Annotated in this window: 27 protein-coding genes; 20 read left to right on the plus strand and 7 right to left on the minus strand. The window is 44.3% G+C overall.

Annotation, left to right across the window (positions count from 1 at the left end; translation table 11 throughout):
• Positions 1-152: 152 nt before the first annotated feature.
• From R7044_RS11855 to lafA, 9 genes are all read left to right on the plus strand, one after another.
• On the plus strand, positions 153-971 hold the full coding sequence (locus tag R7044_RS11855) for a FliM/FliN family flagellar motor switch protein (RefSeq protein WP_005375039.1): 819 nt from the start codon (positions 153-155) through the stop codon (positions 969-971).
• Positions 968-1,339: a flagellar motor switch protein FliN gene (gene fliN / locus R7044_RS11860; RefSeq protein WP_005375038.1), complete on the plus strand. Its 372-nt coding sequence runs from the start codon at positions 968-970 to the stop codon at positions 1,337-1,339. Before R7044_RS11855 ends, fliN begins: the two co-directional genes overlap by 4 nt.
• Positions 1,340-1,357: 18 nt before the next feature.
• Entirely contained in the window at positions 1,358-2,116 is a 759-nt protein-coding gene (fliP, locus tag R7044_RS11865; protein WP_005375037.1) for a flagellar type III secretion system pore protein FliP, read from the plus strand.
• Positions 2,117-2,128: 12 nt separating this feature from the next.
• Positions 2,129-2,398 carry a flagellar biosynthesis protein FliQ gene (gene fliQ / locus R7044_RS11870; protein ID WP_005375036.1) on the plus strand — a complete coding sequence of 90 codons (270 nt, stop codon included), beginning with the start codon at positions 2,129-2,131 and terminating at the stop codon, positions 2,396-2,398.
• Positions 2,398-3,174, plus strand: coding sequence for a flagellar biosynthetic protein FliR (gene fliR, locus R7044_RS11875; RefSeq protein WP_005375027.1), 777 nt, complete (start codon positions 2,398-2,400; stop codon positions 3,172-3,174). Before fliQ ends, fliR begins: the two co-directional genes overlap by 1 nt.
• Positions 3,171-4,298, plus strand: coding sequence for a flagellar biosynthesis protein FlhB (gene flhB / locus R7044_RS11880; protein ID WP_005375025.1), 1,128 nt, complete (start codon positions 3,171-3,173; stop codon positions 4,296-4,298). Before fliR ends, flhB begins: the two co-directional genes overlap by 4 nt.
• Before the next feature lie 31 nt (positions 4,299-4,329).
• Positions 4,330-6,420 carry a flagellar biosynthesis protein FlhA gene (gene flhA, locus R7044_RS11885; protein WP_205391354.1) on the plus strand — a complete coding sequence of 697 codons (2,091 nt, stop codon included), beginning with the start codon at positions 4,330-4,332 and terminating at the stop codon, positions 6,418-6,420.
• Positions 6,421-6,439: 19 nt separating this feature from the next.
• Positions 6,440-7,210: an EAL domain-containing protein gene (locus R7044_RS11890; RefSeq protein WP_017633491.1), complete on the plus strand. Its 771-nt coding sequence runs from the start codon at positions 6,440-6,442 to the stop codon at positions 7,208-7,210.
• A gap of 301 nt (positions 7,211-7,511) precedes the next feature.
• Positions 7,512-8,363 carry a lateral flagellin LafA gene (gene lafA, locus R7044_RS11895; RefSeq protein ID WP_005375019.1) on the plus strand — a complete coding sequence of 284 codons (852 nt, stop codon included), beginning with the start codon at positions 7,512-7,514 and terminating at the stop codon, positions 8,361-8,363.
• Between the two features lie 70 nt (positions 8,364-8,433).
• Here lafA and R7044_RS11900 read toward each other — a convergent pair whose 3' ends face one another.
• Positions 8,434-8,721, minus strand: coding sequence for a hypothetical protein (locus tag R7044_RS11900; RefSeq protein ID WP_005375016.1), 288 nt, complete (start codon positions 8,719-8,721; stop codon positions 8,434-8,436).
• Positions 8,722-9,137: 416 nt separating this feature from the next.
• Between R7044_RS11900 and fliD the strand changes: the two genes are divergently transcribed.
• From fliD to R7044_RS11945, 9 genes are all read left to right on the plus strand, one after another.
• Entirely contained in the window at positions 9,138-10,484 is a 1,347-nt protein-coding gene (gene fliD / locus R7044_RS11905; RefSeq protein WP_005375015.1) for a flagellar filament capping protein FliD, read from the plus strand.
• A 32-nt stretch (positions 10,485-10,516) separates the two neighbouring features.
• The gene (fliS, locus tag R7044_RS11910; RefSeq protein ID WP_005375014.1) at positions 10,517-10,903 is read left to right on the plus strand and encodes a flagellar export chaperone FliS; all 387 of its coding nucleotides are present in this window, start codon (positions 10,517-10,519) and stop codon (positions 10,901-10,903) included.
• On the plus strand, positions 10,887-11,207 hold the full coding sequence (locus R7044_RS11915; protein WP_005375013.1) for a hypothetical protein: 321 nt from the start codon (positions 10,887-10,889) through the stop codon (positions 11,205-11,207). Before fliS ends, R7044_RS11915 begins: the two co-directional genes overlap by 17 nt.
• Positions 11,204-12,277, plus strand: a complete 1,074-nt coding sequence (locus R7044_RS11920) for a flagellar hook-length control protein FliK (RefSeq protein WP_205391352.1) — start codon at positions 11,204-11,206, stop codon at positions 12,275-12,277. The genes R7044_RS11915 and R7044_RS11920 overlap by 4 nt, the downstream gene beginning before the upstream one ends.
• A gap of 22 nt (positions 12,278-12,299) precedes the next feature.
• Positions 12,300-12,800: a flagellar basal body-associated protein FliL gene (fliL, locus tag R7044_RS11925; protein ID WP_005375011.1), complete on the plus strand. Its 501-nt coding sequence runs from the start codon at positions 12,300-12,302 to the stop codon at positions 12,798-12,800.
• 12 nt (positions 12,801-12,812) lie between these two features.
• On the plus strand, positions 12,813-13,541 hold the full coding sequence (locus tag R7044_RS11930) for a FliA/WhiG family RNA polymerase sigma factor (RefSeq protein ID WP_005375008.1): 729 nt from the start codon (positions 12,813-12,815) through the stop codon (positions 13,539-13,541).
• 10 nt (positions 13,542-13,551) lie between these two features.
• The gene (gene motA, locus R7044_RS11935) at positions 13,552-14,409 is read left to right on the plus strand and encodes a flagellar motor stator protein MotA (protein WP_005375006.1); all 858 of its coding nucleotides are present in this window, start codon (positions 13,552-13,554) and stop codon (positions 14,407-14,409) included.
• Entirely contained in the window at positions 14,409-15,404 is a 996-nt protein-coding gene (locus tag R7044_RS11940) for a flagellar motor protein MotB (protein ID WP_225455594.1), read from the plus strand. Before motA ends, R7044_RS11940 begins: the two co-directional genes overlap by 1 nt.
• Positions 15,405-15,481: 77 nt before the next feature.
• On the plus strand, positions 15,482-15,769 hold the full coding sequence (locus R7044_RS11945) for a hypothetical protein (RefSeq protein WP_005375002.1): 288 nt from the start codon (positions 15,482-15,484) through the stop codon (positions 15,767-15,769).
• Here the strand turns inward: R7044_RS11945 and R7044_RS11950 are convergent.
• The 4 genes from R7044_RS11950 to R7044_RS11965 form a co-directional block, all read right to left on the minus strand.
• The gene (locus R7044_RS11950; protein ID WP_017634431.1) at positions 15,766-15,984 is read right to left on the minus strand and encodes a DUF6500 family protein; all 219 of its coding nucleotides are present in this window, start codon (positions 15,982-15,984) and stop codon (positions 15,766-15,768) included. The genes R7044_RS11945 and R7044_RS11950 overlap by 4 nt on opposite strands.
• Before the next feature lie 10 nt (positions 15,985-15,994).
• Positions 15,995-16,372 (minus strand): PH domain-containing protein, encoded by a 378-nt coding sequence (locus R7044_RS11955; protein WP_005386881.1) that lies wholly within the window; start codon positions 16,370-16,372, stop codon positions 15,995-15,997.
• A gap of 112 nt (positions 16,373-16,484) precedes the next feature.
• Positions 16,485-16,700: a TIGR02450 family Trp-rich protein gene (locus tag R7044_RS11960; RefSeq protein ID WP_136976825.1), complete on the minus strand. Its 216-nt coding sequence runs from the start codon at positions 16,698-16,700 to the stop codon at positions 16,485-16,487.
• Between the two features lie 138 nt (positions 16,701-16,838).
• On the minus strand, positions 16,839-17,312 hold the full coding sequence (locus tag R7044_RS11965; RefSeq protein WP_005374998.1) for an HPP family protein: 474 nt from the start codon (positions 17,310-17,312) through the stop codon (positions 16,839-16,841).
• A 98-nt stretch (positions 17,313-17,410) separates the two neighbouring features.
• Here R7044_RS11965 and R7044_RS11970 point away from each other — a divergent pair, with 98 nt between their 5' ends.
• Entirely contained in the window at positions 17,411-17,956 is a 546-nt protein-coding gene (locus R7044_RS11970) for a TetR/AcrR family transcriptional regulator (RefSeq protein ID WP_225455595.1), read from the plus strand.
• Positions 17,957-18,040: 84 nt separating this feature from the next.
• On the opposite strand, the gene R7044_RS11975 is transcribed toward R7044_RS11970, so the two are convergent.
• Both R7044_RS11975 and R7044_RS11980 read right to left on the minus strand, forming a co-directional pair.
• On the minus strand, positions 18,041-20,464 hold the full coding sequence (locus R7044_RS11975; RefSeq protein WP_225455596.1) for a formate C-acetyltransferase/glycerol dehydratase family glycyl radical enzyme: 2,424 nt from the start codon (positions 20,462-20,464) through the stop codon (positions 18,041-18,043).
• Between the two features lie 2 nt (positions 20,465-20,466).
• A complete protein-coding gene (locus tag R7044_RS11980) occupies positions 20,467-21,408 on the minus strand; it encodes a glycyl-radical enzyme activating protein (RefSeq protein WP_025768602.1) in 942 nt (313 codons plus the stop codon).
• A gap of 254 nt (positions 21,409-21,662) precedes the next feature.
• Here R7044_RS11980 and R7044_RS11985 point away from each other — a divergent pair, with 254 nt between their 5' ends.
• Positions 21,663-22,337, plus strand: a complete 675-nt coding sequence (locus R7044_RS11985; protein ID WP_025768603.1) for a fructose-6-phosphate aldolase — start codon at positions 21,663-21,665, stop codon at positions 22,335-22,337.
• Positions 22,338-22,425 lie beyond the last annotated feature (88 nt).

Consider the following 22,425-nt stretch of genomic DNA (forward strand, 5'->3'; position numbering starts at 1 on the left):
TCATTAAAAGATTATGACTATATGAACAAAGCAACATGTGAACTAAAGTCACAATCTTAGAGTTTGGAGCTAAAAGATCATTAAAATTTCTGTGTAGACTACACGCCATTAAGTTAAAACACTTTCGATTGTTAACGCACGGTAAAATATAAATGGAAAATAGAGTTAGCGAGCCTATTTCTGATAGTCAACTACTTGATGTAGAATTATTAGGCAAACCTATTCATATCATTCGTGAGAAGCTCGATAATTTAATTTCAGAATCTTGCTCAAACCTTACGACTGAATTACAAAATTGGCTCAGCACAGGAAAAGTGGAAGCTAGCTTAACCTCAGTAGACTTGCACCGCTTTACATCGGTTGAGATGGACAAAGAGCAAACGTCGACCTATCAACATCAGGAAGGCGGCATGGTATTCATCCATGGTAACCCTCACACGCTCATAAAGTTGGCTGATAGATTTTATGGTGCAAGTGCAGAGCGCTCAGCCGCTACTCTGACGGCCAGTGACTTACGTTTACAAGAGCGCATCAGTCGAATCATCATCGGTTGGCTTGCTCCTGGTGAAATGTGGGACACGGGTGAGTATGAGACCCCTAGAGGTATTGGCATTAACGTTCAATTAAACATTGCGTTTGACGATCATCAAGGCTCAATTCATCTCAAGCTAGATGGTCATCTTATTCAAACGCTAATCGAGCAGCTTGAACTGCAGCCTGATACCGATTTGTTTCAACCTTTCTGTCGTTCTTTAGAGACGACCCCCGTTCGACTGAACGTTGTTCTAAGTAAAAAGAAGATGCCTTTAAGTGATGTGGTTGGCTTACAACCCAACGATATTTTACCTATTGAGCTTCTTAACACGGTTCCAGTAAGCATTGGCAACCAATCTCTATTTACAGGTCGTATTGCCGAGCAAGACGGCCAACTTGTTTTGATCTTTAACCCTGATAAGGAACCGCAGCGATGAGCGAAGCGCTAGAAACTAATGCATTCGACGCAGAAGAACTGAACTTTGATGATTTTCAATTAGAAGACTTTGAAGCCGAAGATACGCTCCAACAAGAACCAGCCACTGCGGAACGTGACCTTAGCTTTTTCAAAAGCATTCCTGTCACAGTCACGCTGGAAGTTGCGAGTAAGGAGATCCCACTTGGGGACTTAATGAAAGCGGGTGAAGGCACGGTTATCGAGTTGGAAAAGCTCAATGGCGAGCCTTTAGACGTGAAAGTAAACGGTTCTCTTATGGGCCACGCTGAAGTTGTCGTTGTCAATGATAAGTATGGACTTCGTCTGATCGATGTACATGACTCTGCATTGAGTGGCGTTGGTCAATAATCTTAGGTAGGCATCACAATGAAAAATCTGAGCGCTTGGCACCGTTGGTTACCTCTTTTGGTATTGGTGTCACTTTTGTTTGCTTTCCCAACAATGGCGGCTGACAACGGCTTAACTATCTTGTCCGTTTCTGATGGCGACACACAACAAGAATACAGCGTTAAACTGCAAATTCTGTTGTTGATGACGGCGCTCAGTTTTCTTCCAGCATTTATTTTGATGGCGACGAGCTTTACTCGAATTGTCGTTGTCCTTGCGATTTTGCGCCAAGCTCTTGGTCTTCAACAAAGCCCACCTAACAGAGTGTTGGTCGGGATCGCTCTCGCATTGACCTTGCTGATTATGCGCCCTGTCTGGAGCGATATTTATGAAAATGCGTTTCAGCCATACGACAACGGCGAAATCACGCTAATACAGGCTTTTTCTGTTGCAGAGAAACCAGTGAGAGAGTTCATGTTGGCACAGACGCACCAAAGTTCTCTTGAACAAATGTTACGTATTGCCAATGAGCCTCTCGACCAAAACGTTGAGGATATTTCATTTGCCGTTGTCTTGCCTGCATTTGTCATTAGTGAACTGAAAACCGCCTTCCAAATTGGTTTTATGCTTTTCATCCCGTTTTTGGTCATCGACTTGGTTGTCGCCAGTGTCCTGATGGCAATGGGTATGATGATGCTATCACCTTTGATTGTCTCACTTCCCTTTAAGTTGGTGGTATTTGTACTCGTGGATGGTTGGGCAATGACAGTTGGCACCTTATCTGCCAGCTTCGGTTAACTAGGAGCAGTTATGACCCCAGAACTAACCGTAACGTTATTTTCCGATGCAGTATGGCTGATCATTTTGATGGTTGCCGTATTGGTTGTTCCAGGCTTAATTGTCGGTTTGTGTATCGCCGTATTTCAGGCTGCCACACAAATCAACGAGCAAACACTCAGCTTTTTGCCACGTTTGCTCGTTACCTTATTAATGGTGATTTTTGCAGGTCACTGGATGCTACGTAAGATCATGGAACTGTTTGATTTCTTGTTCCACAACATACCAGGGATGATTGGCTAATGGCCATCACATTTGCAGAGCTCTCGGCGATACTCGGTCAACTCTGGTGGCCGTTTTTTCGTGTGGGAGCCGTATTTATTTCAATGCCTTTCTTTGGTGATGCGATTATTCCTGTTTGGGTTCGTACTTTACTGGCCCTCTCGATCGTTGTCATTACTGGACCGTTAATGCCACCCATGCCACAAGTCGAGTTATTCTCTATGACTTCCCTGTTCCTTGCTTTTGAGCAAGCTATTTGGGGAGTAATGTTTGGGTTAATTTTGCACATGCTCTTTAACGTTTTCACCATGCTTGGCCAGGTGATTTCTCTGCAAATGGGCTTAGGTATGGCGATGATGAATGATCCTATTAACGGGCTTTCTGTCGCCATTTTGGGACGCATATTTCTGATTTTCTCAACCTTGTTGTTCCTCGCGCTAGAAGGACACTTACTCGTCATAGATATCGTGATTCAAAGCTTTGTTGTTTGGCCAGTCGGATCTGGTATCACATCGCTTTCTCTGCAAGGTGTTGTCAATATTTTCGGTTGGATGTTTGCCTCTTCACTCGCTTTGGCTTTGCCCGCTATTGTTTCCATGCTTCTAGCCAACATCAGTTTTGGTGTAATGAACCGAGCCGCACCATCACTTAATGTCTATGCGTTAGGTTTTCCTATGACGATGCTGCTGGGTCTATTCAGCGTATTAATCTCAGTTTCTGGTGTTCCTGGTCGCTACACGGCGCTCGTTCACGACACCATTAGACACTTGAGTAACTTTATGTTGGGGGGAGCATGAGCGATCAATCTTCTCAAGACAAAACTGAAAAAGCCTCACCGCAGAAGGTAAAGAAAGCCCGCCAGGAAGGACAAATTCCTCGCGCGAAAGAGTTTACTACTGCGGTAATATTTCTAGCAGTGGCGCTCTACTTTTACTCTCAGCTTAATAGTATTTGGGAAAGCATGTCGGGTATCTTTCGCTACAACATGATGCTGACGCGAGCCGACCTAGAAAATCCTAAACAACTTGTCGAGCAATTGGGACAAAGTTTAGCGGTCATCATAGACATGCTATTACCATTGTTTACCGTCATTATTATCGTGACCTGTGGTAGTAGCCTTGTGCTAGGCGGCTGGATGTTCCGTCCCGCGAACGTGATGCCAAAGCTCAGCAAAATTAATCCTTTGAGCGGGATAAAGCGCATTTTTTCGACCCGCTCAGTGGTTGAGCTCTTAAAGTCAACGTTCAAAGTAGCCGTGATATTCGGCATCTTATATGGCTATTTAGACAACCACTTACAGCCATTACTTGGCATGCAAAATCTCCCGCTCAGCCAAGGTTTTTCTCTAGTAATGTCAATTCTGTTTGAAGGCTTACTCTTAATGGGCTTCGCCTTGTTGTTATTTGGGGTTATCGACATTCCTTATCAGCGTTGGGAACACCTAAAAGAACTCCGCATGACGAAACAAGAATTGAAAGAGGAATTTAAAAATAATGAAGGTCGTCCGGAAGTAAAGCAACGTATTCGTCAAATACAGCAACAGTTTGCGCGCCGTAAGATCGATAAAATGGTGCCGACGGCTGACGTGATCATCACTAACCCAACGCACTATGCAGTCGCACTGAAATACGAGCCTTCACTTTCTGACGCGCCCTTTGTCGTCGCAAAAGGTGTAGACGAAACCGCTATGCACATTCAACGTATCGCCCGAGAAAACAAAGTGGAAATCATTAACTCCCCGCCACTTACCCGTTCGATTTATCACACGACGGCGATTGAACAAGCAATCCCAAGCCAACTGTACATCGCAGTGGCACATATTCTTACTTACGTTTTGCAATTGAAAGCCTTTCGTAAAGGTGAGGGAAAAGAGCCAATTCCTTTACCTCATTTTTCGATTCCAAAACATTTGCAGCACTGATTAACCCGCGTTTATCCAAGGACACGAAAGTATGCTTAACCGGTTAAAACAACTTCAAACATCAACCAAAGGCTACGTTGGCATTCCAATCGTCTTGCTAATGATATTAGCAATGGTGATTCTTCCTTTGCCTCCTCTGCTACTGGATGCGCTGTTTACCTTTAATATCGTCTTAGCAATCCTAGTATTGCTGGTCAGCACAACCGCAAAGCGACCATTAGATTTCTCTGTTTTTCCAACTATTTTGCTGGTCGCAACATTATTACGTCTCACATTGAACGTGGCTTCTACGCGAATTGTACTCCTAGAAGGACATAATGGTGGTGACGCAGCGGGTAAGGTCATTCAAGCATTCGGTGAAGTCGTCATTGGCGGTAACTACGTCGTTGGTATGGTGGTGTTCGTCATCTTGATGATCATCAACTTCGTCGTAATCACCAAAGGTGGTGAACGTATTTCTGAGGTTTCAGCCCGCTTTACGTTGGATGCTTTACCAGGCAAACAAATGGCAATTGATGCCGACTTAAACGCTGGCCTTATCGATCAGGAAACGGCTCGCTTACGCCGTAAAGAAGTCGCCAACGAAGCCGATTTTCATGGTTCGATGGATGGTGCATCAAAGTTTGTGCGTGGCGATGCCATCGCAGGTTTGTTGATTCTGTTTATCAATATCATTGGTGGTATTAGTATTGGTGTCTTCGAGCATGGACTCGCTGCGTCTGACGCCTTTAAAACTTATGCCCTACTCACAATCGGTGATGGTCTAGTTGCTCAAATTCCTTCACTACTATTGGCAACGGCTGCCGCGATTATCGTTACGCGAATTAATGATAGCGATAATGGCATGTCGGAAACCATGCAAAAGCAATTACTGGCAACTCCTGCAACGCTATTTACTGTCGCAGGTATTATGGCGGTAATCGGTATGGTACCGGGTATGCCACACCTAGCCTTTTTTGCGTTTTCTGGCGCATTAGCGTTCGCAGGGTGGCGTCAAACCAAGAAGCCAGTGCAAGACTCCCAGATTGAAGAGGTCGAAGCACTTTCACAAGCGATGCAAGACGATGATACACCGCTGACATGGGATGATATTCCTCACGTCCAAACATTATCACTTGCGCTTGGTTACCGACTCGTCCATCTAGTCAACAAAGAACAAGGGGCACCTTTATCACAACGAATTCGCGGTGTGCGTCGAAACCTTTCTGAACAAGTTGGCTTTTTATTACCTGAAGTTCGTATTCGTGACAATCTGAGCCTCAAGCCAAACCAATACACAATTGCTCTAAATGGCGAAGTCATTGAGCAAGGTTTTATTGAACCAGAGCGTTTAATGGCGATAGCGGTTGGCGAAACTTACGGTGAGGTAGATGGCATTTTGGGTAGCGATCCTGCTTATCAGTTGCCAGCTGTGTGGATTGAGCATCAAGATAAAGCAAAAGCACTTAATATGGGTTACCAAGTTGTCGATGATGGCACTGTTATTGCCACTCATATTAGTAAAATCATGAAGACAAACCTTGCAGAATTGTTTACGCACGACGATGTGGAAGCAATAACCCAGCGTTTGACACAACAAGCCCCGAAACTAGCAGAAGCATTAGCAGCAGCACTTAATCCAGCACAGCAGCTGAAAGTATATCGCCAGCTTTTATTGGACCAAGTGCCACTAAAAGATATTCGCACGATTGCCAACACAATGTTGGAATCCGCGGAAAATACAAAGGACCCGATCCTACTTGCATCTGATGTACGCTGTGCACTAAAGCGTACGCTTGTTAACTTAATTGCAGGACAAAAGAACGAATTAAATGTCTACGCACTGTCTGATGAGTTAGAACAAATGCTACTAACTTCACTGCAACAAGCACAATCTTCTGGTACGGTAACACTAGATAGCTTCCCAATTGAGCCAAACATTCTTGGTCAGTTCCAACAAAACTTGCCATTGATTAGACAACAGCTTAAACAACAGGGGCTACCTCCGATCCTTCTCGTTATGCCACAGCTGCGCCCTCTTCTAGCGCGTTACGCTCGCACATTTACACAAGGGCTGGCAGTATTGTCTTACAACGAAATCCCAGAAAACAAACAAATCAATGTGGTAGGAAACCTTGGTTAATCTTATTTCAACACATGCGATGTACGAACATTTGGTTGGTCTCGCAGTACAACACATCGTCACGGATGACGATCAATTAGTCTTTGATGCTTTAAAACACAATGATGTCCAACACGCATGCCAAGCAATTAGGGAAGCTCAATCAGGGGAAGTAGAATTCCAACACCTGACGTTGAGATTTGGTATGCGTGGAGAACAAAGTGTCTATCAATTCAAACTCTCTGAACAAATGCAGTACTGCCTGGATTTGTTCAGTCTTTACCTTGCACTAAGACAAACACAATTTCAGTTAGAAGCCTTTCATCACGACTTGATTAGTAATGTTGTCGTGCCGATTCGCGTGGATGCATTACTTTGGGAGCCTGGGGTTTATTTTCTCGAACAGACGATTCAATTCCACTCTTCTGCTTTTCAACATGTGATTCCTTCTCTTCAAGCTGATGAAACGTTATGTGATAGTGATAAAGTCGCCACACTCACCAAAAAGTTAAAAGAGAATGCATATTCACTTTGGTTTGAAGTCGCGACATCGCAAGTGAACTTCGAGCGCGTCGCAGACTTTAGTCCCGATATGATCAAATTGTCAGTCACACTAGAGGATAAAGAAGAAAGACACGCTTTCCTACCTATTGCTAAGTTCTTAAGAAAGCATAAATATACTTGGGTTGCCGGACGTGTAGCGAGTCAAACGGAACTTAACCGCTATCGTTTATTGGGTGCCAGTTATTATTTTGGTTATTTCAGCGATATCCCAACCTCTCTCTCCTTTCAGTCTTTTGATGAGGAATAGTTGAAACTCAACCATTTATATTTAAAACAGCACGATTTATTCGTGCTGTTTTTTTATTTATAACGGATAACCACAAGATCATTGGGCAATAGTTTCTTTAACTTAACTAAAAAATTTAGGCTTATATGATGATTTTCCCGGTTTTCATGGAATACAAATCACTAAAAATCATCAATTTTTATCTTTTTTAGAAATTTTTTAATTTTCAAATTAATCATTAAAGCCGACCGACCGCCTCTAGTTAGTGACAAGGGAATATCCCGAGGCCTGAAAGATATAGTGACTAACTAAGGAGACTAAGATGGCTTTATCAATGCACACTAACTACGCTTCGCTTGTAACTCAAAACACAATGAACACAACAAGCGGACTTCTAAACACAGCAATGGAACGTCTAAGCACAGGCTACCGTGTGAACTCAGCTGCTGATGACGCTGCTGGTCTTCAAATTGCTAACCGTCTAGAAGCGCAAACACGCGGCATGTCAGTAGCAATGCGTAACGCACAAGACGGCATCTCTATGATGCAAACTGCTGAAGGTGCGATGGATGAAATGACAAACATCGTTTACCGTATGAACGACCTTGCTACACAATCGTTGAACGGTTCAAACAGTGCAACAGACCGTGCGTCTCTTAACAAAGAGTTCACACAGCTTACTGCAGAACTAAACAACATCGTAGACAACACTAAGTTCGGTGGTCAAAACCTTCTTAAAGGCGGCGGCTTCGGTGCAGGTGACGTAACATTCCAAATCGGTGCATCTTCTGCTGAAACATTGACTGTAAGCGCAAGCGCAGGTATCGGTGAAATCACTACTATTCTTGCTGATGCAGCAATTACAGATGGTATCGATGACGCGACTAAAGCAAAAGCAGCACTAGACAAAATCAGCGGCGCTGACGGTCTAGTAGAAAAAATTGGTAGCTCTCGTGCAGACTTCGGTGCGAACATCAACCGTCTTGAGCACACTATGGCTAACCTTGGTAACATGGTAGAAAACGTTACAGCATCTAAAGGTCGTATCATGGATACAGACTTTGCAGTAGAGTCTTCAAACATGACTAAGAACCAAATGTTGATGCAAGCAGGTACAACTGTTCTGTCTCAAACTAACCAGCTTCCAAGCATGGCAATGTCACTACTACGCTAATTACTTAGTTAATAGTGCGCTTAATTTAAATCGTCTTAATTATAAAGCCTTCCTATGGAAGGCTTTATTTTTATCTACGAATATAAATAGAGCTCGTATTATCTTTGTGAGATTCAGGCACTCTGAATCCGAATTTCAACATAATATTAAATAAAACCTTATTAAACAGTTCTAATTCTATCGTCTCTAATTTGCTTCCTATTTTACTATCTCTAAGTTCAGGAAAATTGAACTTAGCTTCCTTTAAGATACTAGCTATCTCATCAGAATTGATGCTCTGTTTACTTAATAGTTTTTTGTTAATGAACTCTTCATATGCACGAGCACATTTCATCAATCGCAACGCAAATTCATTCATAACTGACATTCTTTGAAACGTAAAAAATTTAATTTTTAGTGAGAACACTTGCACTTCGCACTATCAAAAATAATATCAGAACGCAATTAATGCACTCTGTAAGAATTATCTGAATCAAGCTGAAGTAAAGGCTGAATATAACGTCCAATTAAAACATCTCTCCTAATTAGAACCGTCAATACAATTAAATATTTTCTTTGTTTAGGTCGCCTTTTCTTATAAGGAAATTACTTTTTCCATGGAGGAAGGAGGAACAAACAAGGTGGAAACACCACTTCCTCCCAAGAAAACAAAATAGCTTTAAACCTTTGTTTTAATTGAATTTAATATACGGCACGTATCTTGCCACTGATAATTAAACTAAGGCGTAGCATTCAAAGTATTCAAGCCAATAAGAGATGAGAGGAGCACACCTCATGAGTTCTTTAGACCCAGTAAAAATGGCAACCCAATTCGCACAATTGGACACAAACCCATTCAAAAACCGTTACCAAGCGCAAGCTAATGTGTACCAGTCACAACTGTCAGCTTTTAATAAAGTTGAAAGCGCACTACGTGATTTTCGTACTGCAATGAAAGAGATGAATAACAGTACAAACAGCATCATCAAAAACAGTGCGACACTCTCTCAAGAAGGTAACTTTACTGCAAACGCGGATGCTAAAGCGCTAACGGGTAACTATCAGATTTTTGTAGAAAAAGTGGCAACGGCGCATCAAGTATCTACAGGTATGCCTGCAGACCTTGAGGCAACGACAGAAGTACCAACAACTGGATCTTTAGAATTCACCATCAACGGTGAAACAATGACTCTAGACTTGTCCTCCGTTGATGTTAATGGTGACGGCACTGCAACGATCAGCGATTTAGCCAGTGCGATTAACAATCACACGGATAACCCTGGCGTTAACGCCACTCTAGTTCGCTCGAATGGTCAAACACACTTTATGCTATCGAGCACTGAGACTGGTGTCGAAAATAAGATCAACGTATCTGCATCGGGTACTGGCCAAGCGTGGTTTGAAGACGCCTTCACCAACCTCAAGCAAATCAACGCTCCGCAAGATGCGGTTATGTGGCTAGGTGCAAAAGACTCAGGCCTGAAACTAACCAACGCAAGTAATACTTTTGAAGGTGTCATCGACGGTGTTGACATTACCGTATCTAAACCGCAAGCCGCGGGAGATTCGCCAATCGGTTTAAAAATTGGAGCTGATAGCGAAGGCACTAAAGAACAACTAGATAAGTTTGTGGAAACCTACAATGCCCTTGTTTCGACTATCGATCAGTACACCCAAATTGGCGGTGAAGATCAGAAACGCGGCGTGCTCGCTAGCGACTCGACATTGCGTTCTATTGAGAGTCAGTTAACGGGGTTAATCCGAGGTGAACACAATGGTATGCGCCTAAGCGAAATCGGCGTGAGCCTAGACCGCAACGGTAAAATGAAAGTTGATCAAGAAAAGTTCAAAGAAGCTCAACAAACAAACAGCGCAGGCTTAGAGGCGTTGTTTAATGGAGATGACGCTTTGCTAGATTCTCTTGACGCGATGGTAGAGCCTTTCTTGAAGTTCTCATCAGGTACCTTCAGCACGCGTAAAGACGCAATACAGTCAAGCTTAGACCGAATCAAAGATAAACAAACCAATTTAGAGCGTAAGTACGAAATGTCGTACAACCGCTATCTCAAACAATTCACTCAAATGAATTCAATTATGACCCAAATGAACCAAACCATGTCCATGTTTAATGCTCAAAAATAAGACATTTGGTTCCAAATTTAGGAGAAATATTCATGCTTATGGATTCTGGTTACGATTCGTACCAACAAGTCGATCTCGACGCTCAAGCGGCAGCAGCAAATCCACACCAATTGGTCATCATGTTAATCGATGGCCTACTCGATGAAGTTGAACGTATTCGCGGCCACCTAGCCGCAAATCGTTTGGCCGAGAAAGGGAATGGAATCAACAAATGCATGAACATCTTGATTGGACTAACAAGTGCTCTAGATGATGAAAACGGCGGTGAAATTGCGGAAAACCTACGCCAGCTGTATGACTTCTGCCAAGTCGAACTTTATTACGCTAGCGTGCAAAACGATGCAAATCGCTTGGTTAACGTTGAGCGTGTAATGGGTAACATTCGTGAAGGTTGGATGAATTTTGGACAACAAGCATAAAGTATCGCCAGAGCGATTCCGTCATTTATCTCAGCTCATCCAGTTCGCCGCAAAAACGGCCGATTGGCATGCGCTCAAGCGGTACGACTTGCAGTTGCGAGAGCTTTTGATCAGTCACAAGCCTTTTTTGAAAGATCCTAAGCTTGCACCTGAAATCCAGCGAGCGAAAACAGTGCACGCTAATGCCTTCGCAGTATTAGAGAAGTCGACCAACGAGTTGAAAAAAGAGATGAACATGGTCAATGACCATCAAGAACGCGCTATGGCCTATCAATTAGCAATGACCATGGAGCTAACTCAATGATCATACCTTCTTCCACTCAGCACTCGGGTAATTCGCCAGCTAACAATGAGGGTCACATCAAGCAAGCGAACTCGGTACACGGCTTTTCTCATGGTTTTAAATCAGGGAACAAGCAGAATGGTGAGCAAGACTTTAACTCTGCGTCAGCGGTACCGAGTTTTCACCTTACGGCCTCTACTTTGAACAACGCAAACAAAGTACAAAGTCATGGTTTTGATACTGATGACCGCTCAGCTTCAGATCCGGATGCCAACTTGACCAGTACACCAGGGTTAACAGAATCGACTGATCTTGCAGCGCAAGCTCAAGCTTTAACCCAGGGTATGATTACCATGGCAGAGAAGCAGGCTGAGAAACTAGGAAAAGCGTCATCTTTAATGGCTGCGAGCGAAGTTAAGTCTGTTACTCAAGATTCGTCTAACGCTATGTTAAACACATCATCAAAACAAGATGTGAAGCAAAGTCTGCCGACTTCATCGAGTTCGCGTTTGCCTATCTCCGGTGCTGAGTTTCAAACTCTTTTGAATCAACCTGTTCAAGGGCAACCAACCGCATCTCTACTTCAAGCACAAGCTCCTACAACACAACCTGCACATTCACCGGTTGCTACGAGTCATGTTCAAGCTCAAGGCTCTGAGTGGGCAGCGGTGCGTGTTGATACCACTGCCGGAAAGTGGGGCGAGCAAATGATGCAAGTTTTACATGATCGCGTGACGCTCCAAGCTCAACAAAATGTACAAGAAGCAAAAATCCGCCTAGACCCACCAGACTTAGGGAAATTGGATTTACTTGTACGTGTTGAAGGTGACCGATTAAGTGTCCACATCAACGCCAATGCCGCAGCAACACGAGAAGCTTTAATGCAAGTTTCGGAACGATTGCGTACTGAGTTACAAGAGCAAAACTTCGTTCATGTCGATGTCAATGTTGGCTCTGATCAAAACCAAGGTCGAAATGACCCACATGCAAACGAAGAAGACGCCAATATTTTCGCCGCACGAGAATCTGGTGAATTCCAAACCACGACAACAACTAACTATTCAGAACACTGGCTAAGCACTCAAGCTTAGTGAATCTTCGAGGAAAAAGGTTATGACCAAACAACAAATGATCGCCCTGTTTATCGCCATGATCATCACCAGTGCCCTCGTTTCGGCCGTCACAATTATGGGCGGAATCTGGTACTTAAACAAACACGCTCAAGAGTCACCTGACTCTGGTTCACTGATCGAAGACTCTCCACTGTCTTTTTTGGTCACAGAACAACCGACAAGTAAAGGTCCTAGCTTCCATCCTTTGGACAAAGTCGTTTTGACCGTTAAAGGCAAGAAACAGACTCACTTTGTGATGCTAGAACTGGCAATTGAGACACGCCGTCCAGAGCGTATCAAAGAGATCGATGAATACATGCCTATGGTACAAAACTCTCTATTAAAACTGTTTAGCGACAAAACGTTTGATCAGTTACAGCAAGCGGGTGCCATCGATATTCTGCAAGACGAAGTGAAGCAAACGCTTCTACTCGCTTTTGCCAAAACAGACATCGTCCGAGAAATCGACGATGTTTTGTTGACTAAATATGTTGTGCAATAACGGAGCACAACCATGTTAGACATGAATGTACAAGACACTTACACCACAGAAGAGGAAGTGACAACACCGTCACGACCAATTGATGAAAACGCATTGCTACAACGTCATCAGGTCATGGTAAAACGCGTAGTTAACCAGCTGCGCGTTCATGCCACTTCTCACTGTAGTATTGAAGATATGCAGCAGATAGGCCTTATCGCTCTAGTCGAGGCTGGACGCCGATATGGCGATGTTGACGATCCTCACTTTCCTGCTTTCGCCGTTTGTCGAGTTCGGGGAGCTATTTTAGACGAATTACGCCGACTAGATTGGCGTTCACGTAAGACTCGTCAACAAGCCCACGAGCTCAACGACGTGACTCGAGATCTCACTCGAACGTTAGGTCGAATGCCAACGGATGCCGAAATCATCCAGGCTTTAGGGACGAATGAGCAAGATTATTACAACCGCCAAAATGCCGCTCTCGCAGGCGAGATGCAAAGCCTTGACCAACTGATGGAGAGCAGCGGTGATAGCTACATTGGCGGGCAATACGATGGCATGGAACATGAACATATTCGTCGTAGTTTAGACAGTGCTTTGGGTAAATTACCTAAGCGCGATCAACTGCTCCTGACTCTGTTCTATCAACATGAACTCAACTTACACGAAATAGCTCTGGTATTGGATCTGACACCACCTCGTATATGTCAGCTTCACAAACAAGCGCTGAAACAACTCAACCAATTAATGTCCTCTTAGGAGTCACAAGATGCAAAAGTTTTTTGGAGTGCTCACTATCCTGGTGTGCGTCTTCGGTGGATATATGTGGGCCGGTGGTAGCTTAGGTGCTATCTGGCAGCCAGCCGAATTCCTTATCATTATTGGCGCCGCTGCTGGTTCTTTGATCATCGGTAATCCGCCTCATGTACTGAAAGAAATGCGTCGCCAAGTGCCAGCGACCATTAAAGGTCCAACAGAAGAGCATGAGTACTACATGGAATTAATGGCACTACTCAACAACTTGCTAGAGACAGCGAGAAACCGCGGATACAAGTTTCTGGATTCTCATATTGAGGCTCCGGAGCAAAGCTCTATGTTCCTCGCTTACCCGACGATCGCAGAAGATCATCGCCTAATTTCTTTCATTACTGACAATTTACGTTTAATGGCAATGGGACAGATGTCGCCTCATGAATTAGAGGGACTGCTAGAGCAAGAAATCGAAGCAATACAGAACGAAATGCTTTTACCTTCACGCTCACTACAGCGTACAGCAGAAGCACTACCTGGCTTCGGTATTCTTGCAGCAGTTGGTGGCATCATTATCACCATGCAAGCTATTGATGGCTCAATCGCTATGATTGGTTATCACGTTGCGGCAGCTCTCGTTGGTACATTCATTGGTATTTTCGGTTGTTACTGTGGCTTAGATCCACTAAGTAACGCCATGGCTCAGCGAGTAAAACGTAATATGACTGCTTTTGAGTGCGTTCGTGCAACCTTGGTTGCCTACGTAGCGAAAAAGCCGACATTGCTCGCCATTGACGCTGGTCGTAAACATATTCAGCTAGACATCAAACCAACATTCAACCAAATGGAGAAGTGGTTAGCTGAACAGGAGGGATAATGCAAAAACAAGAGCATGTAGTGTTCAAACGTGCCAAAGTATACAGCCATGATGAGTCGTCTCATGGCGGCGCGTGGAAAGTCGCGTTTGCTGACTTCATGATCGCCCTAATGGCGCTGTTTCTTGTACTTTGGGTTATGCAGGTGGTAGACAAAGAAGAGCGTAAAGCGATTGTTGCCCACTTGCATAGTTCAAGCGTATTCGACAAGAGTTACGGCAACCCATTTGATACATCACAAAGTATTTCTCCTATCGACTTGGCACAGGACTCTTCTGTGCCAAGTAAACACAACTCCAACCATGTGGTAAGCTCTTACTTCAAAGGTGATGGGGATGGACCAGAAATTGATTCTTTGATTCCTGGTAACTTCGATACTCAAGAGCAACTTGCCGCACTAGCGAAAGTAATTGAGCAAATGACTGCCCAAATTAATGCGCAGGGAAATGTAAACGTCACGGTGACACCACAAGGTTTGCGTATCGTCCTTCAAGATGATTACAAACAGCATATGTTCAGCCGTGGTGGTGCAGAACTTACTCCTTTTTTTGAAGATTTACTGCTCGCACTAGCGCCTATATTTCATCGTGTTAACAACCCTCTGATCATCAGCGGACACACAGATGCAATTCCATTTAAAAAGCGTTTTGGTCGTCAATCTAACTGGGCGTTATCAGCCTCTCGAGCAGACGTAGCAAGAAATACGTTAGTTGAAGGCGGTATGCCGGACGATAGAGTAATGCAGGTAACGGGTATGTCAGATAGAGCGCTGCTTAATCCTGATGAGCCAGATTCTAGCGAAAACCGTCGTATTGAGCTGTTTGTTTTAACGACTCCTGCCGCTAAAGTGCTTGAGACCCTTTTTGGCAACCACCAAGAAAGTGAACTGCAAAAAGCGAAAGATAAGGCTGAATTTAACCAACCAGTCATTCGTCAAGAAGTCATCAATTACTCCGGCGATACCGCCACCAGCGAAGTAAAAATTCAAGAATTATAACCTTAAAAGGTCACCACTCTGATGGTGACCTCTCTAACCAAAGCCTCTGTTACTGTGACTTTTTAGTTGAGTTCTATATGCACATAACATCATCCGAAAAAAGAAAAAGCGACTTACTAAAGAAAGCCTTTTTATGGCTCATTGTCTTCGATTACCTTTTATTGGCGTTTTTCTTAACTCAGCTATCAAGTATGACACTAAACAGCGGAACCATGATCAGCTTGTTACTTGTTGTTTATAACGTCTTACTTGTTTCGCTATGTTTTCAACGAACCAACAAGCAGGACTCTTACATTATCTACCCTGTTTTGTCCGCAACGTTATTAGCATTTGTCTGCTTTCTTTACTTCTTTTTTTTAATTTAGCTCCCCGACTCGACCATTGATTTTATTTTTACTGCTTTTTCGAAGTGGTCGAGCTGATGAGTCTGAATCCACCACGTAGCCGCTTCCATCAACAGCTCTGGGTCGTCATTTTTATTAGCGAAAAACGCATAAAATGAGAGACCAACCAATTCACCTTTACTCGCGATCTTTTTGTCACAGACCTCTATAATTTTGTCTCTCAGCGAAGCTCTCATTTCTAATCCCTTAACCTAGTACATACTCACTAACCATACGGTTGAAAGAAATCAAATCAAACGAGCCTTTAATTTCAAAACGCACTCTTCCCACCTCACTCATGAAGAACTCGATTTCACAATCCAAATCAAAAGTACCAGAGGTCTCGATAGAAAATGCATTGATCTTACTGTAAGGCAAAGAAGTGTAATCCACTTTTGAGCCGGTAATCCCTTGCACATTTGCCGCTATCACTCGCTTGTTCGTAAACACCACTTGGTCACGAACTGTTTTAAAAGCAGCGAAAATAGTCTCACCATCAATCAAGAACTTAAGGAAGTCTTCTCTGGCATTAGAAACGTCAATCGGCTTAAGCTTAAATACAGAGGAATTGTCGAAATCAATCATAATTAATCCTTTGAGTGGGCGTTAGAACGAATTATCAACGTATCAGATAGCACCACTTTTGCCTACTCGCAACGCACGTTTCTGCTTGATTCGCCCAACAACGAAGCGTCACTCACTTCCACCCTTGCATCCATTGCTCAGAGTCTTTTAGGTCTTGCCAGTTCATCTCTCGGTCGCGTTTACTAATGACTGCCTCGATGACACATCTCACAACGTTACCATCTTCATCTAGTTCCATTTCTGTCACGACAAAATGCTTCTCTTTGTTTTTAGGTGAAATTGCCGTCCATTTACTGTGCAATAGTTTCTTAGGGTGGATTCTGTTCATCGCATTGTACCAATTTAACTACCATGTTGATGTATACGACTGAATACCAAGAGAGAATCAGATTTTGTTTTTGCAAACCGACAAAAGATAAAACCGCAAAAGAGATCACTCCCTTTCGCGGCTCTAACTACAATCCGACTAGGTCTTCTGACCATTCAGTCGAGGGTTTAAGTACTGACTTTGTAGCAACTGTAACCCTTTACCGACCAGAACAATCACTACCGCGCCAATCAGGACAGGCGTGAAGAGAAAACTCCATCCCTGCCCAGACGCCATGATCAAAATTGGATTTGCCCCAGCAGGTGGATGAGTGGTCTTCGTAATCAGCATCGCAGACACACCTAGCCCCGTCGCAATCGCGAGCGTGACCGGCGTGACGTCAACATACTGGCTAAACGCAATACCGATAGATGCCGTAATGAAGTGACCAATGATCACGTTTTTTGGTTGAGCGAGAGGGCTGCTAGGCACCCCAAACACCAGTACTGCGGTAGCACCAAATGGTGCCATCAGGAGTACAACCTCCGTCAGTGATACCTCAGCGTAGGACAATACGCCAATAGCCAACGTAGCGCCAAGCCCGGCAACCAACGATAAAATTAAATTATTCATAAACACCTCAAAGTAGACCGAATTGTCTACAAAATAAAATAGACAAATCTGTCTACCTTTGTCAATATGTGTTTATGGAACTTTTTGAGGACGTAGTTATGAACAAAAAGAAACAGTTATTGATCGACACAGCTTTGTCACTGTTTTATAAACAAGGCATCAACTCTATTGGCATCAATGAAGTCCTCAATGTTTCCGGCGTGGCTAAACGCACGCTATATAACCATTTTGAGAGCAAAGAAGCGCTTATCATCGCCGCATTAGAACAACGCCACCAAGTATTTATGGAATGGTTGGAGGAAAAGCTTTCTTCAGCACAAACGTGCGCGGAGGTGATCGATCAGTTATTTACAGCACTCAACGGCTGGTTTCATGGCTCTGAAGAAAAATTGGGCGAGTTTCGCGGCTGCTTTTTCATCAGTACGTCCGCGGAATTCAGTGACGACAGTGGCGAGATCGCAACGTATTGCCGCTACCATAAACAGCAAGTCAGAGAGCTAATTCAACGCTATCTCAAATCAGACAACGCTTCATTACTCGATGCCATTTGCATCATGAAAGAGGGCGCGATCACTACCGCTTACATGACGAAAGAGTACGACAACGTCACGAAGAAATGCGTGACCATTTTGCACAAGCTTTAATGCGTTCAGGTATAGTCATTTGCGGATTAAGTATTCAAACGAAAGGCACCAATCGGTGCCTTTTGTTTTAGTTAATCAGTGTACTTACAGCTCGTGCTCAGTACGTGCGATGATGTCATCTTGAGCATCTGGTGATAGCGCGGTGAAAAACGCTGAGTAGCCTGCAACTCGCACGACAAGATCACGATATTGTTCAGGATTCTTCTTCGCAGCTAGCAAGGTCTCACGAGAGACGATGTTGTACTGCACGTGCCAACCTTTGTGGTGGTTGAAGAAGGTACGAATCAACATAGAAAGCTTGAGTTTATCCCCTTCAGACTCAACCGCTGCCGGGCTTAACTTCTGATTAAGCAGCACGCCACCAAGGATCTTATTTGCTTGGATCTTACCGACCGAATTGTACACAGCCGTTGGACCTAAACGGTCTGAGCCAGATGACGGGCTTGCACCTTCTGCCAATGGCGTTTTCGCTTTACGACCGTCTGGCGTTGCCATGGTTGAAGCACCGAATGGGACGTTTGCCGAGATACTTGAAGTACCTGCGTAGTAACCGCCGCCAATTGGACCACGCCCATGACGCGTATTAACGAACTGCTCTAGCTCATCAATGTACACTTGGTACGCTTCTGCCAGTCGTTGGTCTACCGCATCATCATCGTTACCGTATTTTGGTGCAAAGTTGATAAGACGTTGGCGAAGCTGCTCGTTCTCCATGCCGTCGAAATCTTCTGCCAATGCTTTTGCCAACTCTGGTTGGGTGATTTGCGCATCATCGAAAACAAGGTGTTTGATTGCTGCTAGGCTGTTACCCAAGTTGGCGATACCGACTTGCAAGCCCGATACCCAGTCGTATTTCGCGCCGCCTTCTTTCACAGTTTTACCGCGAGCCAAACAGTCATCCACTAGCGTTGAACAGAAGATGTCTTGAGCTTGCTGTTCAAGTACGCTGTCGACGACTGTATCAATCTCAATCGATTTGCGGGTATAGTAGCGGATTTGCTCTGCCCAAGAAGCCGTTACTTGCTCAAAGTTCTCAAAGTTGCCTTTTGCTAATGACTTATCGTGCGGCAAGAAAGCTTTACCCGTTGTTGCATCCACACCTTCGTTCAATGAAGCGAGCAGGATACGAGCAAAGTTAATGAAGCTCATGCCCGTACAACGGTAACCCCATTTGCCCGGAACCGCCGTCTCGATACAGCCGATAGATGCGTAGTTGTAAGCGTCTTCTTTCTCTACACCAAGCTTGATGAATTCAGGAATAACAATCTCATCGTTGTTGAACGCAGGCATACCGAAGCCGCACTTAATCACTTCGATACAACCCATTAAGAACTCTTGGTTCAAACCTTCGTGGTAACGCACACTCAAGTTAGGTTGCGTCGAACGCAACTGACCACAAGATTCCAGAATCGCCCAAGAAAGGGGATTCACTGCGTCTTCAGGTTCACCCTTTTCATTCAACTTCTGACCGCCGATACACACGTTTTGATACAACGGAGAACCTGCGGAGGCTTTTGAGTGCGCGCCAGAGCGAATCTTGTTTACTTCAAGCAGCTTCAACCAGCAGCTTTGTAAAAGCTCTAGTGCAAAGTCTTTTTCAATCGTGCCGTTTTCGATATCGCGAACATAAAATTCGTTGAGGAATTGGTCCATACGACCGAAAGAAACCGAGTGACCATTCGATTCGATTTGTAGCATCAACTGAACAAAGTAGCTCAATTGCAGTGCTTGCCAGAAGTTTTCTGGTGCGTGGCTTGCTACATGACGACAGTTTGCCGCAATGCTTTCTAACTCAGCTTTGCGCAGCGGGCGCGTCTCTTCTAACGCCATTTTTGCTGCTAATTCAGCGTAGCTCACCATGTGATCTTGAATGGCAAGCAGTACGATTTCGACTGATTTATAGAACTGCTCTTTCTTCAAGCCTTCAAAGGTCGAAACATCATTGTTAGCACGGTGCTGACGAACATCCTCTAACAAACCGTTCATGCCTAGCTTCAAGATTTTCTCGTTATCCACCGCAAGGTGCGCATCACCAGAAGTCATGTTGCCTTCAGCTTTAATGATGGTGCTGGCTAAGATCTCTTGCTGCTCATCAGTAAACAAGCCATAACAACGGTCTTGAACGGTTTTGCCACGCCAGTACGGTGTGATGCTGTGGATGCTTTGTTTATCTTCTTCAGTGACCGCAAAGCCTGCACCAGGACGGTCGGCTAGCTCATCAATTTCCGCTTCAATCCAACGTACAGTGTATTCTGGGAAAATAGGCGCAGCGCGCACTTTGCTCGCTTGGTTACCGACGATTAACTCATCGTGTTTAATCCAAATCGTACGAGTGCGTAAGTGCTCTTGCAGTGCTAGCGCACGTTGGACAATCACAGGTTTGTCTTCGTTTGCTTGATAAGCACGAGTGTATGCCTCTGCACGCTCGGTACAGACAGGTGGCGTTACGATATTTACCAGTGCCGATTTGTGCGCTTTGATACGCTCAGGAAGGTAATTCAGGTCCATAGTTAACCTCTTACAATCACGTTAAGTTGGGTGTTTTCGCTTGCGTATTGCATGGCGCTTTCTAGCAGTTCTGGTTTGTTTAGTGGCTTGTCAGAACACTCGTAAGGCATATCGAGCAAACGGTATTTATTGATGCCGAGCGTGTGGTACGGCAGCAAGTGAAGTTCTTGGCAGCTTTCTAGTGAAGCCGCAAAATCGATGATGTCTTTCAACTCTTCGATGGTGTCATTGAACCCCGGCACAACGGGAACACGAATCACAATGCGTTTCGCGATAGGTGCCAGTTTTCGGAAATTGTCTTTGATGCGTTTCAGTGAACCTTTCGCCCAGCTAAGAAACTTTTCTTCATCAGTGTGTTTTAAATCCGCCAACCAGCAATCAATATGCGGCGCGGCTTTTTCGACATTCTTCCACGGCACATGCATGCACGATTCAATGGCGGTAGAGACTTGGTTGTCATGCAGACGCTGCGCGAGTTCTGCCACCAAATCTGCTTGCATGAGTGGCTCACCACCGGAGAAGGTCACACCACCTTGGCTTTGGTCGTAGAAAGGTTTGTCTTTCATCAAGGTGTCGAACAACATGTCTGATTTCGCCTCTTCACCGCAGACAGTCAGTGCTTGCGTAGGACAGACGTCTCGCAGCGCGATCAGCTGGTCTTCTTTGATGGCTTTGCGATTGATGATGATCTGGTTGTCGATGCGTTGAATACCATCGCTCACCGTTTCACTATCCGCTCTGGATTGAGTTGTGGCTTGATAAGCAGAAACGCACAGTTGGCAACCTTCCATACAGCTTCGCTGATCAAACAACAGTGAATGTTTTTCGCTGCGACTTTCTGGGTTTTGACACCAAGGGCAAGACAAGCTGCATCCTTTAAGAAAAAGAATGGAACGAATGCCATCGCCATCATGGGTAGAGAATCGTTGGATATTGAAATACATCTCTGCTTGCCTCTTGGTCTGTGCTACCGCTGTGTACTTAATCCGTTTCTTGCTGGTTAAGTCTTATCAGCGGCTTTTCTTTGTTCGAACTGAAAGCTTCATTTGAGCGTTTACAAGTTTCACTCAACTTTCATTTAATGAAATTATTATAGTTTCAAATGAAACTTCAATTGATCAAAATCAAGATCTCGTTCGATTGTCAGATCTATAGTGATCCCATCATCAAAACGAAGATTTTGTTTAAGGTAGAAACCATGATTGAACTTTATTTAGATACTGCTGATGTGGCAGAAGTAAAACGCTTTAACCAGTGCCTACCGCTAAAAGGCGTGACGACAAACCCAAGCATTTTGGCGAAGTCAAAACAGGGACTGAATGAAACCCTAGCAGGCATGCAAGAAGCACTTGGCGGTACACCTCGCTTTCACGCTCAAGTCGTGAGTTCAACCGTCGAAGGTATGGTGGCAGAAGCGCGCCAACTGAATGAATTGCCTTACGATATAGTGGTAAAAGTGCCAGCAACAGAAACCGGCTTAGCAGCAATTAAGCTAATGAAAAAAGAGGGAATTCAGGTTCTCGCCACGGCTATCTATTCAGCTCAACAAGGTTTCCTAGCGGCACTGTGCGGTGCTGACTACCTAGCACCTTACGTAAACCGCATTGATGCGATGAACGGCAACGGTGTTGAAGTGGTCGCGGATCTTCAATTGTTGCTCGATCAAAACCAACTACCAGCGAAGATTTTGGCAGCCAGCTTCAAGAACACTCAACAAGCGATGGAAGTGATGAAACTGGGCATCGAAGCCATTACATTGCCAACCGATGTGGCGGCACAAATGTTCGCTCACCCAGCAGTAAAACCGGCGGTTGAGCAGTTCGATAAAGACTGGAAAGAGACGTTCGGCGAGAAACTTTCATTTGAAAGCTAATTAAAAGTAGCAGCTAGACGTCTCAATGAATAATAAAGGGAGTCTTAACTCACCTGTGCGCCGGTGAGTTAAGATTCCCTTTTGTATT

This window comes from Vibrio sp. 1402 (assembly GCF_033340275.1).

Excerpts from the sequence above, each read along its gene's own strand:
- R7044_RS11855 (WP_005375039.1), top strand. The coding sequence starts at position 153 with ATGGAAAATAGAGTTAGCGAGCCTATTTCTGATAGTCAACTACTTGAT.
- fliN (WP_005375038.1), top strand. The coding sequence starts at position 968 with ATGAGCGAAGCGCTAGAAACTAATGCATTCGACGCAGAAGAACTGAAC.
- fliP (WP_005375037.1), top strand. The coding sequence starts at position 1,358 with ATGAAAAATCTGAGCGCTTGGCACCGTTGGTTACCTCTTTTGGTATTG.
- fliQ (WP_005375036.1), top strand. The coding sequence starts at position 2,129 with ATGACCCCAGAACTAACCGTAACGTTATTTTCCGATGCAGTATGGCTG.
- fliR (WP_005375027.1), top strand. The coding sequence starts at position 2,398 with ATGGCCATCACATTTGCAGAGCTCTCGGCGATACTCGGTCAACTCTGG.
- flhB (WP_005375025.1), top strand. The coding sequence starts at position 3,171 with ATGAGCGATCAATCTTCTCAAGACAAAACTGAAAAAGCCTCACCGCAG.
- flhA (WP_205391354.1), top strand. The coding sequence starts at position 4,330 with ATGCTTAACCGGTTAAAACAACTTCAAACATCAACCAAAGGCTACGTT.
- R7044_RS11890 (WP_017633491.1), top strand. The coding sequence starts at position 6,440 with ATGTACGAACATTTGGTTGGTCTCGCAGTACAACACATCGTCACGGAT.
- lafA (WP_005375019.1), top strand. The coding sequence starts at position 7,512 with ATGGCTTTATCAATGCACACTAACTACGCTTCGCTTGTAACTCAAAAC.
- R7044_RS11900 (WP_005375016.1), bottom strand. The coding sequence starts at position 8,721 with ATGAATGAATTTGCGTTGCGATTGATGAAATGTGCTCGTGCATATGAA.
- fliD (WP_005375015.1), top strand. The coding sequence starts at position 9,138 with ATGAGTTCTTTAGACCCAGTAAAAATGGCAACCCAATTCGCACAATTG.
- fliS (WP_005375014.1), top strand. The coding sequence starts at position 10,517 with ATGCTTATGGATTCTGGTTACGATTCGTACCAACAAGTCGATCTCGAC.
- R7044_RS11920 (WP_205391352.1), top strand. The coding sequence starts at position 11,204 with ATGATCATACCTTCTTCCACTCAGCACTCGGGTAATTCGCCAGCTAAC.
- fliL (WP_005375011.1), top strand. The coding sequence starts at position 12,300 with ATGACCAAACAACAAATGATCGCCCTGTTTATCGCCATGATCATCACC.
- R7044_RS11930 (WP_005375008.1), top strand. The coding sequence starts at position 12,813 with ATGTTAGACATGAATGTACAAGACACTTACACCACAGAAGAGGAAGTG.
- motA (WP_005375006.1), top strand. The coding sequence starts at position 13,552 with ATGCAAAAGTTTTTTGGAGTGCTCACTATCCTGGTGTGCGTCTTCGGT.
- R7044_RS11940 (WP_225455594.1), top strand. The coding sequence starts at position 14,409 with ATGCAAAAACAAGAGCATGTAGTGTTCAAACGTGCCAAAGTATACAGC.
- R7044_RS11945 (WP_005375002.1), top strand. The coding sequence starts at position 15,482 with ATGCACATAACATCATCCGAAAAAAGAAAAAGCGACTTACTAAAGAAA.
- R7044_RS11950 (WP_017634431.1), bottom strand. The coding sequence starts at position 15,984 with ATGAGAGCTTCGCTGAGAGACAAAATTATAGAGGTCTGTGACAAAAAG.
- R7044_RS11955 (WP_005386881.1), bottom strand. The coding sequence starts at position 16,372 with ATGATTGATTTCGACAATTCCTCTGTATTTAAGCTTAAGCCGATTGAC.
- R7044_RS11960 (WP_136976825.1), bottom strand. The coding sequence starts at position 16,700 with ATGAACAGAATCCACCCTAAGAAACTATTGCACAGTAAATGGACGGCA.
- R7044_RS11965 (WP_005374998.1), bottom strand. The coding sequence starts at position 17,312 with ATGAATAATTTAATTTTATCGTTGGTTGCCGGGCTTGGCGCTACGTTG.
- R7044_RS11970 (WP_225455595.1), top strand. The coding sequence starts at position 17,411 with ATGAACAAAAAGAAACAGTTATTGATCGACACAGCTTTGTCACTGTTT.
- R7044_RS11975 (WP_225455596.1), bottom strand. The coding sequence starts at position 20,464 with ATGGACCTGAATTACCTTCCTGAGCGTATCAAAGCGCACAAATCGGCA.
- R7044_RS11980 (WP_025768602.1), bottom strand. The coding sequence starts at position 21,408 with ATGTATTTCAATATCCAACGATTCTCTACCCATGATGGCGATGGCATT.
- R7044_RS11985 (WP_025768603.1), top strand. The coding sequence starts at position 21,663 with ATGATTGAACTTTATTTAGATACTGCTGATGTGGCAGAAGTAAAACGC.